Raw genomic sequence first — 17,626 nt, forward strand, 5'->3', positions numbered from 1 at the left:
TCAGACAGCGCGCTCACATGACTTTTGTGCTCTATCGCTCCCGAATCCAGAACTCATTTCTTTCCCGCAACAATACGGTCAAGGATGAGCGCGCAGAACAAAATTGCCAGACCGGCCAGAATACCCTGACCCGCCGCAGCGTATTGCAGCGCTTCCAGCACGTCTTCGCCCAGGCCCTTGGCGCCGATCAGAGATGCGACAACAACCATCGCAAGCGACATCAGAATGGTTTGGTTTACCCCGGCCATGATCGTCTTGTGCGCCAGCGGCAGATCAACTCTCCACAACAGATAACGTGGTGTCGCGCCAAAGGCCAATGCAGCCTCGCGCACTGTCTCGGGCACTTGCTGCAGGCCCAGAACAGTAAAGCGGATGACCGGCGGGCTGCCGAAGATCATCGTCGCCACGACGCCCGCTGGTTTGCCGGACCCGATGAAAGCGACAACCGGGATCAGGTACACGAATGACGGCATCGACTGCATGAAGTCCAGAATTGGTCGCACAATCGCAAAAGCGCGCGGACGCCGTGCGCAATAGATGCCGAGCGGAATACCCAGCGTGATGGAAATCAGCGCCGCAGCCCCCAGCAAGGCGATTGTTGTCATTGCCTTTTCCCAGAAATCCAGCAGCCCGAGATAGGCCAGCGCGGCACCGGTGAAGATCGCGACGCGCGGCCCTGCGGAAAGGTAAGCCAGCATGATGATCACCAGCGCAACCACCGGCCACGGTGTGTCGACCAGCACCACCTCGATCCAGTCCAGCAGCGTGCGCATTCCATAGGTCAGCCCGTCAAAAAAGCCGCGGCCTGCGGTCTTTGTCCACTCAAACACGGCCTGCACGCCATCGCCGACATTTAACCGCCAATCGCGGTTTGTCGGGAATGTTTTCAGAATGGCCAGCGCGTCCGGTTGCGCGAATTTGATGGTCGACAACACGACAACCACCAGAGTCAGCGCAGAGGCAACGACCATCCGGCTCACGGACCATCCATGCGCCACGCTGGAATCCGACCGCCAACGCGCGAACTGGCCTTCCAAAGTCCAGTTCGCCAGTGAGGCCGCCAGAAACTTGACCGCCAGCAGCAAAACGATGCCAACTGCCAGATAGGTGATACCGGTGGAATCTGCGTTCTGGGCGGCTTCCTGTGCTCCGACCAATGCGCTTTCCAGCGACTCGGCCGCGCGCTTGAGTGAATCCAGTGATGCTGCACCGGACTGTTCTGCCGCTTCGATCTGTTGCCGTCGCAGCGACAGGGTTTGCTCGATCTGGTCGGCCCGTTCGCGGAATTCACGACCAAGATCGCCGAACAATCCCAATCCGATCTGAATGTAGGCGAGCGTTTCAAGCACCAGAAAAGCCAAGAACCACGACCAGAGGCCACGTGCGCCGAACCAGATCGGGCCGAGAATGGCCGCGGCCTTGTTCAGAGTGAACCGATAGCCGGGTGCCTGCATCATATAGGCAAAGGTTTTCTGGTAGTAGGCTTGGCTCTGCCCGACAAAATCACCGATCAACCCTTCCAGACGGTCGGCGGTTTCAGGTTGGACCTGTTGTGCATCAACGTGTTTCATCGTGGTCCCCTTATGCCTGACTGTCCTGGATCGCGCGGATGAGTCCCGCGCGGTTGATAACGCCTACGGTCTTGCCATCCTGTGTGACCGCCACAACGCCGTGTCCATCAACACAGAGGGTCATCAGGTCAGACAGGTCCATGTCCGGATGTGCCTCTTTGGCGTCGTCGGGAACCTCGCCATGATGCGCCTCGAACTCGTCCACCGGCTTCATAACCGCGTGGGCGAAAATCATGTTGAGCTTGGAGATGCCGGCAACGAAATCGGCAACGTAGTCGTCCGCCGGGTTCAGAATGATCTCTTCCGGCGTTCCGATCTGAACGATGCGCCCATCTTTCATGATCGCGATGCGATGACCGATGCGGATCGCCTCATCGAGGTCATGGGTGATGAACATCGTGGTTTTGTTAAGCTTGTGGCTCAATTCCATGAACTGATCCTGCAATTGCTTGCGGATCAGCGGATCGAGGGCCGAAAACGGCTCGTCCATCAGCAGGATTTCCGGGTCTGCGGCAATAGCGCGGGCAAGTCCGACACGCTGTTGCATGCCACCGGACAGCTCATGCGCGTATTTGTCTTCCCAACCGCTGAGTTCCACCAGCTCAAGAACGCGATCCGCCTCTTCCCAGCGGCGTGCCTTGCCAGTGCCGCGAATTTCCAGCGGCATGGCGACGTTATCGCGGACGGTTCTGTGGGGCATCAGGCCAAAGTTCTGGAACACCATGGCAACGCGCCGGTTCCGCAAATCGCGCAGGCCCTCATCGTTCAGGCCCATGACATCATCGCCATCCAGATAGATATGACCGTCGGTGGGTTCCAGCAGGCGGTTCACGTGACGTACCAGGGTCGATTTACCCGACCCGGACAAACCCATGACGCAAAACAGCTCGCCGCGCTGGATCTCAAAGCTGGCATCAGCCACGCCGACGACGCAGTCGAACTGCTCCAGCACTTCGGCTTTGCTCAGCCCCTTGCGGTGAATGGCTTTCAGCGCTTCCTTTGCGCGTGCGCCGAACACCTTCCACACGCCGCGCGCATCAATTGCGATATCCGCCGTCATACTGGCCCCACTTTGGTCTAGCTTGTAAATTGAGCCCCCGGCGTACGGGCCGAGGGCCTTTCGGTATCAGTTGGTTTTCAGGCCAAGCCAGCCGTCGACCGTGTCACCGTTTGCGTTGATCCATTCGGCGACGACCTCATCGGTGTCGCGCCCTTTGACGACGACTTCATAGGTCAGGCCGCTCAGCTGACCGGCATCCATGTCGATATTGGCAAGGAAAGACGCCGCAGCCGGGTTGCGCTGCTCCAGCGATTTCGAATGAGCAACGGTCACGGTTTTCACCGGCTCGCCAGTGCTGACATGCGATTTGTTGTACCAATCCGCATCCTGATCCGGCTGCACCATCTTGTAGGTTGCCGCGTCATGCTCGGGTTCTTCCAGAATGGTCACGTCGTACAGGGCGTGCACATAGTGCGGTGCGTAGCAGTAGAAGGCAGCGCCCTTTTTCTGGTCGATCTGATCCTTGAGGCGGGAATAGAAAACGGTCTCATCCTCGGTGGTGGGCGTCAGGAAGGTTTCGATACCATAGTCACGCACCCGCACCTTGAAGGTGTTGGTCGAAGCCCAGCCGGACGCGCCAACCCAAACCTCGCCCATGCCATCGCCATCCGAGTCAAACAGCTCTTGCGCCACTGGGGTCGCCAGATCGTAGATCGATTTGATGTTGTGATCCTCGACCATGTAGTTCGGAACGCAAATCCCTGCACGGCCTTCGTAGTTGCCGGACGACAGCGCGACGGTGCCTTTCTGATCGACGTATTCGTCGGTGAAGGACGACTGGTTCGGCAACCACACGTCCGGATGCACGTCGATATCCCCGCGCCCGCCGTCCATGGCGGCAAAAATCACCGCATTCGCGCCCGGCGCGTAGCCGACCTCTCCGCCCAATCGCGTTTCGATCACCTGCCCGATGACACGGCTCATGATTTTGGCGCCAGGCCAGCTGGGCTCACCCACCATGACCTTTTCCTGGGCCATCACCGACGTGGCCCCCAAGGCCAAGGCCATTGTTGCTGTGAGTGTTGTCAGTCTTTTCATGTCTTTATCTCCCGTTGCGTGGTGTTGGTTGCGCCATCAGGCGCGTGCCCGCTTGCGTTGCGGGTCTATGAAAGGAATGTCCGATACCGTTGCCCCCAAGCGTTTCATCCGCCCGTCGAGTTGCCCGATTTCCAGTTGGGTGCCGTTGTCTGCGTGCTCGACCGACAGGTGCGCAATTGCGATCGCGTGCTCCAACATCGGTGAGCGGGTGGCTGATGTGACGACGCCGATCTGCCGTTCGCCTGCAAAAACCGGGGTGCCGTGTGCCGGCACGTCATCGCACCCGATCAATAGCCCTTTGAGGGCGCGGCGCGGTTCGCGCGCGTTTCTTTCAAGGGCCGCTTTGCCCGTGAAATTGTTCTTGGTCAGATCGACGGCAAACCCCAACCCGGCCTCGAATGCATCAATACCCGGCGCGAACTCGGCGTTTGCCGCAGCCAGCCCGGCCTCGATCCGGATGATCTCCAGCGCGGCGGACCCCATGGGGGTGACGCCAAACTCTTCACCCGCGCTCATGACCGCGTCCCAAATCGCCACCGCATCGGACTTGGCACAGAAAATCTCGTAGCCCAACTCGCCAGTGTAGCCCGACCGCGATAGCATGAACGGTGCCCCCTCGCGATCGTTGAGCCGCGCGATTGTGACGCCAAACCACTTCAGATCATCAAGCGATGGCACATGCGGTTGCGTGAAGGTGATCTTGCGCAGCAGATCGCGCGATTTTGGCCCCTGAATGGCGAGATTTGGCATCGCGTTCCGCACGGCATGGACACGAACCTGCAGATCCAGTTCCGATGCCAAGGCCTGCAATGTGCGGCCGCTTTCCTCGGACCCGCAGCACCAGCGGAAAAGCTCGGGCGCAAGCCGGAATAGGGTTCCGTCATCGATGACAGACCCGCTTTCGTCGCACATCAGAGTATATGACCCACGCCAAACCGGCAGTTTGGCTACATTGCGCGTTGTTGCCTGTTGCAACAGCTTCTCAGCGTCGGGTCCGACAATATCGAATTTGCGCAAACCGCTCATGTCCTGAACCGTGACCCGTTCGCGGCAGGCCCAGTATTCACCAAGCGTCCCATAGGCAGGAAAACTGACTGGCGTCCAAAGGTCGCGCGCAGGCGCGAACTGCTGAGTCAAAGGGGCAAGGCGGTCGTGAAACGCGGATTCCTGACTGATCGACATCGGAGCATCTTCCTTTTCACGATAAGCAACCGCACGGCGGATTGGCGTTTCCGGGCGGTAGATGCGGACATGCACATCCGTCGGGTTCCAGCCATTGATTGGGTCAATGTCGTCCGGGCAGGCAGTCGAAACGCAGACCAAATCTTCCATCGCGCGCATGACGACGTAATCGCCGGGGCGAGAGTGAGACTCTTCCGTAAGAATGTGATGCGTTGTCGGATCGATCCACGTGTTCCAGAAAAAGTTGATCGCAGGCCACGCCGAACGACGTGCAACGCCATAAGGTGCCAACGTATTGGACATATTGTCGGAACAGTTCACATGACCGGGGAAACCACGTTCTTCATAGCCGCGCGCGGTACAGGCCAGGCCAAACGTGTCGTGACGCCCGCACGTGTCCTGAACGACGTTAAGAAGTGGCCGCATCTCTCGATCATAGAACTTGTCCAGCAATCCGGGACCAGGATAGGCGCGGCGCACCATCGATCGGGTTGCTGTCGAGTCGATCATCCACTCGGCCCCCTGATCCAACCCATCCGAGCGCAAGGCCATGAAATCCGAGCATTGCTGCCCTTCGATGTCGATGATCTGGACGAATTCGCCAGCTTTCAGTTCGTAGGCCAACCCGGTCCCACGCGGCACTGTGAACTCGTCCCGGGTATCGCCCAGAAGCGGCGGCAACAGAGGGTAATCCGGGTCAGCGTGTTTGTGGGAAACCGTGACACAGCCGCTGTCAGTTCCTTCGATCAAATCGACAACAGTCACGGATCGGATCAACCAGATCACCACGGGTGTGTCGGTGCGCAGAACGATGGACTCGGACGTTACCGGCAGCCTGCAACTGGGAATGCGTTCCGACTGCCCTCCCCCGTTTGACGCGATCCATGACGTCAAACGTTCGCTGCTGAAGGTGTCCGGATCAACTGCCCCGCTGGCCTCCAGGCTCAGACAGGAAAGCGCGGGCTGACCATTTAGAAAAGCAACGATCTCGAGTGCACTGTGCCCCGAGGTCGCTTCAACCGAAAGCAGGTCGCCCACATTGAGATCAACGCAATCCGCGTCGCGTGGCGCAAGCGTTAGTTTCCGGGCGCCAGATGCTTTGGGAAAGCCAGGGAATCTGCGTCCCGGGCTGCTAAACCCAGTATTCGTGAACGCGTGTAGGACGGCCGAACCTTGCATGTCGCTGACGGATTCTCAGTTATGAAACTAGTTACAAAGGTTGATGAAACTAGTTTCATATGTCAACACTTTCGTTAGAAATCGGAAAATGGGTGCAAATTCAGGTGACGCAAAAAGACCCGACGCCAAAAAAGCGTGCAAACCTTCGAGACGTTGCAAAAGCTGCAGGCGTATCTGTTGCCACGGTGTCTCGCGTTCTGAATGAACCGGGGCTTGTCAAAAAGGACACGCTGGACCGCGTTCAAAAGGCAATCACTGAGCTTCGCTTCGTTCCAAGCGCTGCTGCAAGGGCAATCAACTCGGGCCGCACGCGTTTTGTCGGGGCATTGGTGCCCACTTTGGACAATGCCATTTTTGCCCGTTTTCTTGCCGCGCTGGAACGAAAGCTCTCAGAAAATGACCTTTCACTTGTCGTCGCCACAACAGAGTCCGATCTGGAGGTTGAAGCCAAGAAGGCGAAGGGGCTTGTCGATATTGGTGCAGAAGGGCTGATCGTTACCGGAGCGGCACATACCGCCGAGTTCCACGATTTGTTGGATCGTACAATGATCCCCACGATCATCACGTCGTATTTTGATGACGCCAGTGCCTTGCCGACGATTGGCTACGACAACAAGGCAGCAGCGCAGTTGGCTTTACGGCACCTTATCGAACTTGGGCATCGGCAAATCGCAGTCGTACATGGCCCGGTTCACAACAACGACCGGACATTCGCCCGCCTCTCGGGGCTGCGCGAAATAGACTGGGAAGGTCAGCTTACAACAGTCGAGACCGAGATCAGCCTCCGTGGCGGAACAGAAGCTGCTGCGCGTATTCTCAGTTATCCGACCAAACCCGATGCCATCCTGTGCCTTTCGGATGTCGTCGCGCTGGGGGTTCTGTTTGGCCTGCAGTCCAAAGGAATAAGTGTACCAAAAGAACTATCCTTGATGGGACTGGACGATTTGCCAAGCTCTGCTTGTTCGGTGCCTTCCTTAACAACGGTGCACCTTCCTGTTTCCCGGATGGGAGAAAGGGCAGCCGTTGCTTTGGAGCGGTGGATTTCCATTCAAGAAAAACCAAAAGCTGAAAGACTGGAAGTCAGGCTGATCGAGAGAGGCTCAACCATACCAAAGGTAGGTCACAGCAGGTAAGTCTTGGGCCCTTGCCTAGGTTTGTTTGGGTTGACCAAGCGCCGCGAAAGTTTCGCCTTTCATGACGCGCTTGACCGCGGGGCTCTGCAACCAACCCTCAGACACTGGTCGTCGTTGACCAGCGGGTATGTCTCAGAATTCATCTGCTGTGACGGCCGGAATAGGCTCCCGCCGCCACATGTGCTTTGTTCGACCTGGCGTCGATGTGGTTACTTCATGTACCGGCTGACGCAGCTTTGGAAATAGGTCAGCGGAGATTCCGCGTGTGTGGGTGAGCATAAATAGCCCATAGTGCTGATTTTTGCGCCCATTTGAACGGTCTTTAATGCCCACAGATTCTTAAGGTACTGAAATAAAATAAAAAAGATTCCTTTAGAGTTTTGAGATTGTTCTGCTTTGGGCGACCATCGATAGCAATCGCGCTATTGACCAGGACCAGAAAATCTCAAGACTGTGGCCATGGAACCAAATCGTCTCATACGCGTCACACGCAAAAGCTGACCAGAATGTTGTACTTGCCCAGCAAAACCGCTCGGGCAGTTCCATGGCTATCGGATACCGAATTTATGAAAAACAAATCGCCTATCGAGGATTCCCCTCAATACTCCGAATTGAACGCTCGATTTTCCCGTTTTCTGCTGGACTTCCGAAAGGAAAAACTCGCGCAGCAACTTGCCGGAGACGACGAAAACCGTGGCGAGATCACTCGCGGAGACTTTCAGTCATTCAAAGCGCGGATGACTGAGGGTTTAGAACTAACCGATTACGATCTAGATCGTATTCACCGCCGAGTATTGTCTATACTTCTCCGCGCCTAGGCGGGCTCGGTGCTGCAAGACGAATGAGGCCGGAAGGCTTGAAACTGGCGCGTAGACCGATCCGCTTTGACAATGAGTCAGTCCTGAATCTCACTTGAACGTCTACGGTTACTTCACTGCGCACTCTCCAGTGAAACAACAAACACGTTGTTCTAAGCTACTCCCGCTCTTCTCTTCAATGCGCATCATCAGCGGGTCGCAGCCCAAACCAGACATTCAACAGCGATGTTTGTTGATCCCGAGGAGCGGATTGGTCCGTTCATGCAACGATGCTACCAAAAGTGGAAACCGCGCATACAGCCAGTATCCGGGATATGAAAACCTTTCTATTCGGGCAATCCACCAGCAACCATCGCACCAAAATACCGGTCCTGGTCCTCAGTATGCATAAAGGGTGTGTTTCTGTGTGTAGAAACACGGAAGTCCGGCCGGATTTCGAGTAATTTCTTTGCTTCAACCTGTGCATCTTCCAGACGTCCCATTTCAGCAAGAGTTGCGACCAAGATACGGCGCGGAGGAAGCGACTTTGGATAAGTTGAGATACCGGTTTTTGCCAGCAGAATTGCCTGTTTGTAATCTCTGATTAAGAAATGAGAAAGGGCCGCGTTAAAATTGTACCAGCCGGGATAACGCGGGTTGACCTTTTTTGCCTTGTTGTTCCACTCAATCGCTTCGGCTGGCTCACCCATAAGCGACCGTAGAAAGCCCATACCATATAGAACCTCAGGATCATTGGGGTTCTCCCGTATTGCCCGCTGAAATGCCTGGTATGCGAGTTGATGATCGTGGTCAGCAAACAAATGTAGCTGGCCCAAGCGGTGTTGAACGCGATAGTCCGATTGATCCAGTTCTAACGCACGCTGTGCGTGCCTGCGGGCTTTGTTCAGCGCGGTTTCTGGATCGTCCGACCCACCAAAGCGCCAAAGACTAAGGTAGCGACCGCTCAATTCAATATGTGCAGAAAGGTAGTCTGGATCGAGCACTATGGCTCGTTCCAGTAGTTCAATTGCCTCTTGCCGACTCGCAGTATTCAGCAGCTTGCTTTTGGCGACAGCCCTCAGAAAAAGTTCATACGCTTCTAGATCATCGGTTGGCCGTTTCCTAAGCGAAGCGATTTCTTCTTCCTCAACTACAATTTTTAGGGTGGATGCGATTTCCCGAATAAGGTCGGCCTGAGCGGAAAACAATTCTTCGACGCCAACGTCATATTGTTCCGACCATAGAGCGTGCCCCGACTCTGTCTCTATCAGTGTTGAGTTAATCGAAATATTCTCGCCAACGCTCTGAACGCTACCTGACAGAACATATCGCACACCGAGCTCTCGACCTATTTCTCGCGGTTTGGCCAAGCTGTCCGCAAAGGTAATCGAAGTAGAACCAGCAATCACAAATAGCTGTGGAAACTTCGAAAGCTGCGTCGTGATTGCTGCTCCAAAACCTTCTGCCAGATAGCCGACCTCTTCAATTTTTGAGCGGTTCTCAAAGGGCAAAACGACGATGGACGGTTCGTCTGGGATGGCAAGCGCAAACTCCTCTTGTTCGGTCAGGGGTGCCGCATCTCTGGATCGCCACCATACGACCGAAACCAGCACCAAACAGATGCATGCTGCACCGATTAGAGTTGGCACCCACTTGGATATCGTTGGTTTCGTATGCGCAATTGGTTTTGATAAAGCCAAAGCCTTGGCCTGGTCATCCAGAACGATTTCGAAGGCTCGGACTGGTCTCTCTATGTTTTTGACTTCGGTCTCACCCAGATCCTCGAAATTCAGATCCAGCTTGTCCTGTACCTGGTCCCTTACGCTGCGGTGAATGCAAATACCTCCAGGCTCAGCCAAGCCTTCAAGTCGAGCGGCGACATTGACGCCATCACCATAAATGTCTCCATCCTCGGCAATCACATCTCCGATATTGATGCCGATCCGAAACACAATTCGTTCGCTTTCTGGAACGTCCGAATTTCGAGAGAGCATTTCGTTTTGAACAGAAACGGCAAATTTCATTGCCTGTACGGTGCTTTCGAACTCCAGTAGAGCACCATCACCTATCAATTTGATCGTCTTGCCACCATAACTCGCCGCAAAGGGGTCAATGAGTTCAGACCGATGCGACTTTAGTGCTGCCAGCGTCGCTGCCTCATCGCGTTCCATCAGTCGCGAGTAGCCCACGACGTCAATACTCAAGATAGTGGTAAGGCGGCGTTCCACTCCCGTTCTCCCCTAGACCCAAGATTATCCATCCTGATCTATTGAATCCATAGTTCTGCTATTCGCCCTATACCAAATCGCATATTTGAGGCGCCGGTCAGGCTTCGACAAAGTCAGATTTTTCATGACGGAGACCAAGCATGGTAACCAATAGACGCTGACACTGTGTGGGCGATGAGGTGGTGCGTGGCGGTGTGGAGTATTCGTCATGCAAGCTTTAAATCTACCCGTCATTCGAGTTGGCCGATCTGCGTGGAACAAAGGTCGGGTTATTGGCCAGAAGCGCCCGCTTTTGCCAAGGCATGTCTGGGCAATACGCGTTCGCTTAGAAATTTCAGAAGATCATAGGAACTTAGCACTCTTCAATTTAGCAATAGATAGTAAGCTCCGTGGTTGCGATCTTGTTCGCCTTAAAGTTGCAGACGTATTTGCCGCTGGACAAGTAAAGGAACGCGCGTCTGTCAACCAAAGCAAGACAAAGATACCCGTTCGTTTTGAAATTAGTAGTGGTACGCGAAACTCGCTTTTGAATTGGCTGAAACAACCTGCGATGAAAAGATCCGAGTACTTGTGGCCAGGGCGTTTTCAGCATCGGCTGCATATTTCTACTCGTCAGTACGCGAGGTTGGTTCAGTCATGGGTCGCTTCGATTGGGCTTGATCCCAGCCAATATGGGACCCATTCAATGCGACGCACAAAAGTGGCGCAGATTTATCGTAGAACAGGTAACTTGCGAGCAGTGCAGCTATTGCTTGGTCACACCAAGATGGACAGTACAGTGCGTTACCTGGGTGTAGACATCGAAGACGCACTCGCCATCGCGGAAGCCACCGAGGTGTGATCCATCAGGCCGCTTTCGAGCGGCCTTTTTTGCGCGAACCCCGAGAGTAGAACTATCAGCCCGAAGCGGACATTCAAATCCAAGCTTTGCAGCTACCGAGATGCGCGATCAAGCTGCCGGTTTTGCCAGCGCAACTTGGTTCCAGCACCGCTATTCTGGCAATCCTGCCCGGCGAAGCGCCTCAAAGTAGCGTTCAGCGCCTTCAGAACCGCCATAGTCCACGTTGCTACGCCACTTCGAGATCGTCTCACCAGGCTCCATTTGCAGCATTTGCACCAACGCCGCAGACGCTTTTTCAGGTTCCCCAAGCATTGCGTGAGCAGCGGCCCTCGTGCTGTGAAGTGCGGCATAGTTTTTTGAGAAGCGCAAACCTGCCTCTGCGTAGGCGATAGCATCACGGTCTCGACCAAGCATGATGCAGGAGGTCGCGGCACCTCCGGAAGCACCCACGAAAACGGCTCCATATCGGCCCAATCGAAGCGCTGTCTGAAAACAGCTTAGTGCCATTTTTGGAAACCCGGCCCAGTTGTACCCCCACCCCATGAATAAATGGAGGCGCGCATCTAACGGCGCTCGTTGCCGGATTTGCTCCAGCGCCACGGAAAGGCGATCCGCGTCCCCGCCAACATTGTAGTCAGCCACTGCAACACTCAAATCAAGCGTTGGGCTTTGCCCCGCCATGTGTCGCCCGGCCTCGATCCAGCGTGGCAACTTCTCATAGTAGGAAGACAGTTCGCGACGAAGATCATAGGTTCTCGCGCCATTCATTGTCCAAATAGCTTCGGCATAGGCGGCAGCGAGGGTTGGTTTGGCTTCGATGGCCCTGGCGTGGTACGACAACGTCTCTTCATAGCTGTCGATGCTGGCCTCCGACCATGTGATCATGCCCATCAAAACGCACTGTTCGGCAGTCAGTTCTTCTTCAGGCAAAGCGGAGAGCTTTGCGGTCAGCGACTGGATCAAGATCCCACTAACCGCATCCAACAGCTTTTCTACAACTTCGTCTTGCCAATCAAAGATAGCTTCGACCGAACCGTCGAACTTCTGAGTCCAGATTTCAGGACCAGAAGAGTCACTTAATCGGGCTTCCAGACGCAATCGGTCGCCGTGTCCACGCAGCACGCAGCGAAGTGCATATCCCTCTGATGCTTCCGTGGAGGTTATTGCCGCGTTTAACCAGTTGATCGTTCGAAAATAAGAACCGAAATCTGAAGTGAGAGCTGCGGCCGTTTCCTTTAGCTCAGCGCGTTGGTCGCTGCACGTGACAGGATGGATGGATAGCTTTGGCAAGCTCGTCTCTGTGAAAGAATGCGACCTTTGCGATGCGCCAAGTTGCGGTCCATCGTGAATCCACACATCCAGGCTGCGCTGGATGTTCTTGAGCTTCTTCTTCCCAACTGCTTTGAAAGCGTCTGCCAGAGTGTGTTCAAGGTTCAAGTGTACGGGTTCAGAAATTGCGATGCCACCGGTTGGTGCAATGCTCTCAAGCCGTGCGGCAATGTTTACACCGTCACCTAGGATGTCATCACCTTTTTCTGTGATGTCACCCACATGAACACCGATCCGCATGCTCATTAACGAGTGGTCAGCCAACTGCTCTTGTAGCTGCATTGCAGCAGTTACAGCTTGCGCGGCGCTGTCAAATTGCACCAGCCAACCATCGCCCATGCTCTTTACGACACGACCTGATTGGCCTGCTATCGTTGGGGTGATGATGTCGCTTTCCAGGTGATCAAGCATTAGAATTGTGGCTTGCTCATCTTGGTGCATAAGCGCCGAATACCCAACGACATCCGCGGCTAGAATTGCCGCCAACCTTCGTTGCAACTGTTGCCCCTTGTTCGACATGTGTTCGACGATAGATGAAGCGGCCCTCTACTCCAACTACCTGAATACGAGGGTCGCTTGGGGCAAGTCCCTGAAGCTCTCTGCCTTTGTCGTCAGCTGATGCCAGCAGCTCGAAGCGGGTATCAAAACAAGCTATGCAGATTCCGATTTGCGGACAATCCAAACGTCCCGGCAAACCTACAGGCCAATCTAATCAAAGTTGAGATTTTTCAGTCAGTGTCTTTTTTAACGTCTCAGACGGTAGCTCTCCGAACATTGATTGGTATTCTTTCGCAAAGTGGCCACCAGAAAAGAAGCCATGCATGAGTGCTGTGTCCTTGACCGACCTTGGTGTTGATACAACGTCTAGGAGATGCTCTCGGACAGAAGTCAAACGTCGCTTCAATATGTATTGCCAAGGCGATTCACCAAAAATCTCGACAAAGTTCTCGTGAAGTTGGCTTCGCCCCACACCAGCAACTCGACACAGAGTTGAGATCGTTAGTTGGTCCGCAGGGATACGTGTGATCGCGCCCCGCGCCAACCTAACATTCTTGAAAGCTGCCTTGTCTAGAACATGTGTACAATCGGAAAGTAGGTTCAACGACAATATCCATTGCGCGATCTGAGCAAAAAATTCGCTTTCTACTCCGCGACTTATTCCAAATCGCCGCCCCCCTTGATCAAGAGGTGAAGCATTTTGGAAAGCTCGGCCAGCGATCTTTGATAGATTCTCAGCCGCCGCTAGACCAATTTGAAACTTGCTGTGCCCTTTGGGTAGCTCATCGTAGGTGCGCCTGCTTAAGGAAGCGACTTCTCTCGTCATTCGGCGGCGCTCGAAAGCAATGAACAGCACTTTCCGATCCTGACCCACGTTGCAGTATTCGTACTCCCCGTCGAGCAGATAGACATCACCTGGATCGGAGTACCAACCATTTACGCGGTAATCCCCGTCCCAAGAAAGTGGCAAAATTAGTGCCATCAAATCCTGCCTTCCGAGCACTGTCCAAGAAGACCGGGCTTCACTGGAAGCGGTATTTACAAAACTGTTTTCTCCGTAGATCCAACAGTCCTTTAAATTGATGTCGCCAGGACCCAGCTGTACAAGTTCTGTTTCTCGAACCGGCGCATTCGTGAAGTGTTGCGCAAAACTCTTTATCGGTCGCAACTGCATAAGAACTCTCCAAGATGCGTGAAACCCATAGGTCCAATCTTAGTGCGCGGTCTTAAAAAATTAGTACACCGGATAAATTGAATACTATTTCATCGCGAGAATTTCGCCTAACCAAATAAGCTGTTCCCGAAATATTGTCGAAAGCGAAGCGGATTGAGGCTGCCGAACAAAGGATTTCGGAGCCAGATTTTTTGCAATCCGTTAGGTGAAAAATGCCGCGATCTCGCGGACTAGAGGTGTCTTCGTCACTTCAAACTCCAAGCACATTGGGTCGATTGCGCACCAAGAACATCGAAATATTATTGAAATATAAGGAGAAATAGTATGAAAGCCCCATTGCTTCCTTACAAATCCGCTTTCCGGCCGGACAGGCGTGATGTATTGAAAACCGGGTCGCTTGCTGCTGTGGGGGCTCTTTTGCTTCCCTATCGAACAGCTATTGCCCAATCTGATGCAGCAGACGTGGTTTTCAGTGGCGGCAGTATCCTTACGATGGACACCTCCAACCCGAAGGCTGAAGCGCTGGCAGTCCGTGATGGGCGGATCATCGCTGTTGGTAGCCAAGATGAAATCGACGCGCTGACTTCCAGCACGACACGCATCATTGATCTTGACGGCAGAACGCTAATGCCTGGCATGATCGACAGCCACGCGCATTCATATTCGGTGGTTAAGGACGACTTCATTATTATCAGTCCGACTGAAGTAGCCAGTTTCGACGAGGTAATGCAAAAACTGAACGAAGGTGCCGCCAAGTTGAAAGAAGGCGACTGGCTTCTGGCCGCTGATTATGACGGCGTCGTGACCCCCGGCGGAAGACAGTTCACTCTTGAAGATATGGACCGCATCGCCCCCAACAACCCGTTCTTGTTGCTGGAAGGAAGTGGTCATGCAGCTTATGCTAATTCACTTGCCTTCAAAATCGTTGGAATCGACGAGAACACTCCGGACCCAGTTGCGGCTCGCTACGTTAAAAACGACAAAGGGGAACTCACTGGTCGCTTGGAAGAGCTCCCGACTTTTGGCCCGTTTCTGAACGCTGCCCAACAACTGACCGATGAGGATATGGAGGCGCGAACACTCCGGTTTTTCAACTCGGGTGCCAAGGTCGGAATTACCACCTTTGGTGATCCAAGCGTCGGTCAAAACAAAGGCATAGAAGACCTCAGATTATTTGAACGCATCAAGGATCGCGCGCCGGTGCGGACGCGCGCCTTTCTAGTTTCAACCCTGATGGACGAATGGGCCGAAAACGGAATCGGTATGGGCTACGGCGACGACAAGATGCGCGTTGCCAAGATGAAGGCGTGGTCAGATGGCGCGACGCAGGCCTACAGCTCTTACTTGCGCGAGCCCTACCTTGGCACGGACAGCCGTGGAGCACTCAACTACACGGAAGACCAACTATACGAGGTGGTCAAACGGGCACATGGGGATGGTTTTTCTCTTGCCGTTCATGGCAACGGGGATGCGGCTATAGATCTAGTACTACGCGTGTACGAGCAGGTATTGGCGGAGAACCCGCGCGACGATCATCGGCACCGGATTGAACATTGCAGCGTCGGCCATCCTGAGCAGTACGACAAGATGAAGGAACTCGGTGTTTCGCCAACTTACCTGTCCGGCCATATTCGATGGTGGGGCAAGGCGTTCCGAGATAATCTACTTGGTCCAGAAAGGGTCGAGTACTACGATGCCGCCGCCACAGCCGTTGAAAAAGGCATCCCGTTTTCAATGCACAGCGATTACTCGGTATCGCCGTTAGGTCCTCTGCGTTGCGTCCAAGACATGGTGACCAGAGTCATGGCAGACGGTGGGGAAGTCTTCGCGCCCGACCAGCGTATTCCAGTAGAAGAAGCACTTAAAGGTGTTACGACGCATGCGGCCTGGCAACTGCATATGGATGACATTGCGGGGAGTTTGGAAGTTGGGAAATACGCTGATCTCACGGTTCTTGAAGACGACCCGACTTCTGTTGACCCAATGCAAATAGAAAACATCGAAGTAAGTGGAACCTGGCTGGAAGGCAAAGAGACCAACGCGGCGTGATTGAATCGCCTCATGACAAACAAAATCATTCTTGGGAGGTCAAGATGATAAAACGTATGTTTATTGCGGCCCTATCAGGCGCAGTATTGTCCGTCGTCATGGCCGCTACGACTGTGTACGCCTGTGCATTTCATAATTACATCCCGCAAGACACGGTGGTGGACAAGTTACTACGCAGTCAGGAAATTGCACTGGCAGTTCCTGTTATCGAAGATCCAAATGATCCGTTGCGGTATGATCCGATTGCAGCAATTGGCGCAACGCCCGAAGATATTGATATCCCTCAGCGCGTGGACGCAACCGCAATTCAGAGGCTTGGAAAAAATCCGGACGCTTACGCAATTTTCGGGCGAGAGAAGTACGGTGCTTGGACAAGACTTGCACTTGTCGACGGAGAATTGATCACAGTCTTTGATCAAATCATCGCTCGAATAGAGGACTGGCGTGGAGGGGATGAGAGTGACCGGTTAGTTTTTTTTGGCGCTTTGTTGGGCCACACCGACATTCGCATTCACCAGTTGGCGCTCCGTGAACTTGACCGCGTGGAATATGGGACGTTGAAAAATCTAGGATTGAGCATCCCAGCGGAAGCGATCACCTCTGGATTGTATGCTGTCTCTGATCCGACACTCTTACCGATACAGGTTCTTCTACTTGGTCTTTCTAAAGACAGTAACGTCCAACGGCCGTTGCAAGCAGGGCTTAAAGTCTATTCAGCAAGGCCTGGTCCTGCCTTCGGTGCCTTCGCTACCGCTTTTGTCGAGCATGGTGGGCCAAGCGCCGCTACTGATTTGTCGATGCGTTACTTGGCAGATGTGACACTTCCGCTTGAAAACCGGGAACTGATTGTTGAGGCATTCGCAATTCACAGTCTTTCCGGGGATGAAGAAACGCAAAATGTTATTCGAGGCGCTGTTGCGACGGTGTTGCAGAATGAACCATCGATTGCCCCGGTTGTTGCTCGTCAATTCGGAGGCCGTGAAGAATGGAGCCAAGCCAAGCTGCTTGCCGACCTCCTAAAGGCTGGGCACTTAACCTCGCCAGAAGATATCATTACGGTGCGCGAATACGTGTCTCTGGCGGGTGAAGCACGGGCCTTGAAGATACAATAAGAAATTCGCGCGCAGAAATTCTGCTTGGAGCGTACAACCACCACGTCGGCTACTGAGGATTGGTAAACGGAATAGTGTTGCACGTTCCGTTACATCTTCTGATTTTCTGCAACAAACCAACACCTGTGCCAATAACCACTGCTTTCATAAGATGACCTGCATACAGCCCATTCCAAGAGGAGAGTTTTGATGAAGTCAGTATTGCCGCTCGCATTGCCGTTCTCCGCAGCAAGCATGATTGGCTGATCGCAGCCCAAACCGGACATTCAATCCAGGACTTTGCAATTCCGGCTTAGCGGACAAAGTAGCCGTTTGGTTTCGCCACTCACTGACTACCTTTCGTTGAAATGTAACTAAGACCTTTCGAAGAGCACTTTTCCATAAGTTGGGGGATGGCCCACTCACAAACCACCCCCCAGCCGCACTGGACTGCAA

Annotated in this window: 11 protein-coding genes; 4 read left to right on the forward strand and 7 right to left on the reverse strand. The window is 54.0% G+C overall.

Features of this window, described 5'->3' with window-relative positions:
* Positions 1 to 53: 53 nt before the first annotated feature.
* The 4 genes from GOV53_RS07275 to GOV53_RS07290 all read right to left on the reverse strand — a co-directional run bounded on the left by GOV53_RS07275 (position 54) and on the right by GOV53_RS07290 (position 5,889).
* Positions 54 to 1,571 (reverse strand): ABC transporter permease, encoded by a 1,518-nt coding sequence (locus GOV53_RS07275; protein WP_170465008.1) that lies wholly within the window; start codon positions 1,569 to 1,571, stop codon positions 54 to 56.
* Between the two features lie 10 nt (positions 1,572 to 1,581).
* Positions 1,582 to 2,631 carry a quaternary amine ABC transporter ATP-binding protein gene (locus tag GOV53_RS07280; protein WP_170465010.1) on the reverse strand — a complete coding sequence of 350 codons (1,050 nt, stop codon included), beginning with the start codon at positions 2,629 to 2,631 and terminating at the stop codon, positions 1,582 to 1,584.
* A 66-nt stretch (positions 2,632 to 2,697) separates the two neighbouring features.
* The gene (locus GOV53_RS07285; protein WP_170465012.1) at positions 2,698 to 3,669 is read right to left on the reverse strand and encodes an ABC transporter substrate-binding protein; all 972 of its coding nucleotides are present in this window, start codon (positions 3,667 to 3,669) and stop codon (positions 2,698 to 2,700) included.
* A 36-nt stretch (positions 3,670 to 3,705) separates the two neighbouring features.
* Complete coding sequence (locus tag GOV53_RS07290) at positions 3,706 to 5,889, reverse strand: DUF1989 domain-containing protein (RefSeq protein ID WP_367648760.1); 2,184 nt, start codon at positions 5,887 to 5,889, stop codon at positions 3,706 to 3,708.
* A gap of 200 nt (positions 5,890 to 6,089) precedes the next feature.
* On the opposite strand from GOV53_RS07290, the gene GOV53_RS07295 reads away from it, so the two are divergent.
* Positions 6,090 to 7,163 carry a LacI family DNA-binding transcriptional regulator gene (locus tag GOV53_RS07295; protein ID WP_170465017.1) on the forward strand — a complete coding sequence of 358 codons (1,074 nt, stop codon included), beginning with the start codon at positions 6,090 to 6,092 and terminating at the stop codon, positions 7,161 to 7,163.
* 1,144 nt (positions 7,164 to 8,307) lie between these two features.
* Here GOV53_RS07295 and GOV53_RS07300 read toward each other — a convergent pair.
* The gene (locus tag GOV53_RS07300) at positions 8,308 to 10,188 is read right to left on the reverse strand and encodes a tetratricopeptide repeat protein (protein WP_170465019.1); all 1,881 of its coding nucleotides are present in this window, start codon (positions 10,186 to 10,188) and stop codon (positions 8,308 to 8,310) included.
* A gap of 208 nt (positions 10,189 to 10,396) precedes the next feature.
* Between GOV53_RS07300 and GOV53_RS07305 the strand changes: the two genes are divergently transcribed.
* A complete protein-coding gene (locus GOV53_RS07305; RefSeq protein WP_170465021.1) occupies positions 10,397 to 11,029 on the forward strand; it encodes a tyrosine-type recombinase/integrase in 633 nt (210 codons plus the stop codon).
* A gap of 150 nt (positions 11,030 to 11,179) precedes the next feature.
* Here GOV53_RS07305 and GOV53_RS07310 read toward each other — a convergent pair whose 3' ends face one another.
* Together GOV53_RS07310 and GOV53_RS07315 are read right to left on the reverse strand one after the other, a co-directional pair.
* A complete protein-coding gene (locus GOV53_RS07310; RefSeq protein WP_170465022.1) occupies positions 11,180 to 12,877 on the reverse strand; it encodes an adenylate/guanylate cyclase domain-containing protein in 1,698 nt (565 codons plus the stop codon).
* Positions 12,878 to 13,070: 193 nt separating this feature from the next.
* Positions 13,071 to 14,030, reverse strand: coding sequence for a helix-turn-helix domain-containing protein (locus GOV53_RS07315; RefSeq protein ID WP_170465024.1), 960 nt, complete (start codon positions 14,028 to 14,030; stop codon positions 13,071 to 13,073).
* A 324-nt stretch (positions 14,031 to 14,354) separates the two neighbouring features.
* Here GOV53_RS07315 and GOV53_RS07320 point away from each other — a divergent pair, with 324 nt between their 5' ends.
* Positions 14,355 to 16,079, forward strand: coding sequence for an amidohydrolase (locus tag GOV53_RS07320; protein WP_170465026.1), 1,725 nt, complete (start codon positions 14,355 to 14,357; stop codon positions 16,077 to 16,079).
* 44 nt (positions 16,080 to 16,123) lie between these two features.
* Positions 16,124 to 17,191 carry a hypothetical protein gene (locus GOV53_RS07325; RefSeq protein ID WP_170465028.1) on the forward strand — a complete coding sequence of 356 codons (1,068 nt, stop codon included), beginning with the start codon at positions 16,124 to 16,126 and terminating at the stop codon, positions 17,189 to 17,191.
* The last annotated feature ends 435 nt before the right edge of the window (positions 17,192 to 17,626 follow it).

Origin of the sequence: Ruegeria arenilitoris (assembly GCF_013035315.1) — a bacterium.
Taxonomy (GTDB): domain Bacteria; phylum Pseudomonadota; class Alphaproteobacteria; order Rhodobacterales; family Rhodobacteraceae; genus Ruegeria; species Ruegeria arenilitoris_D.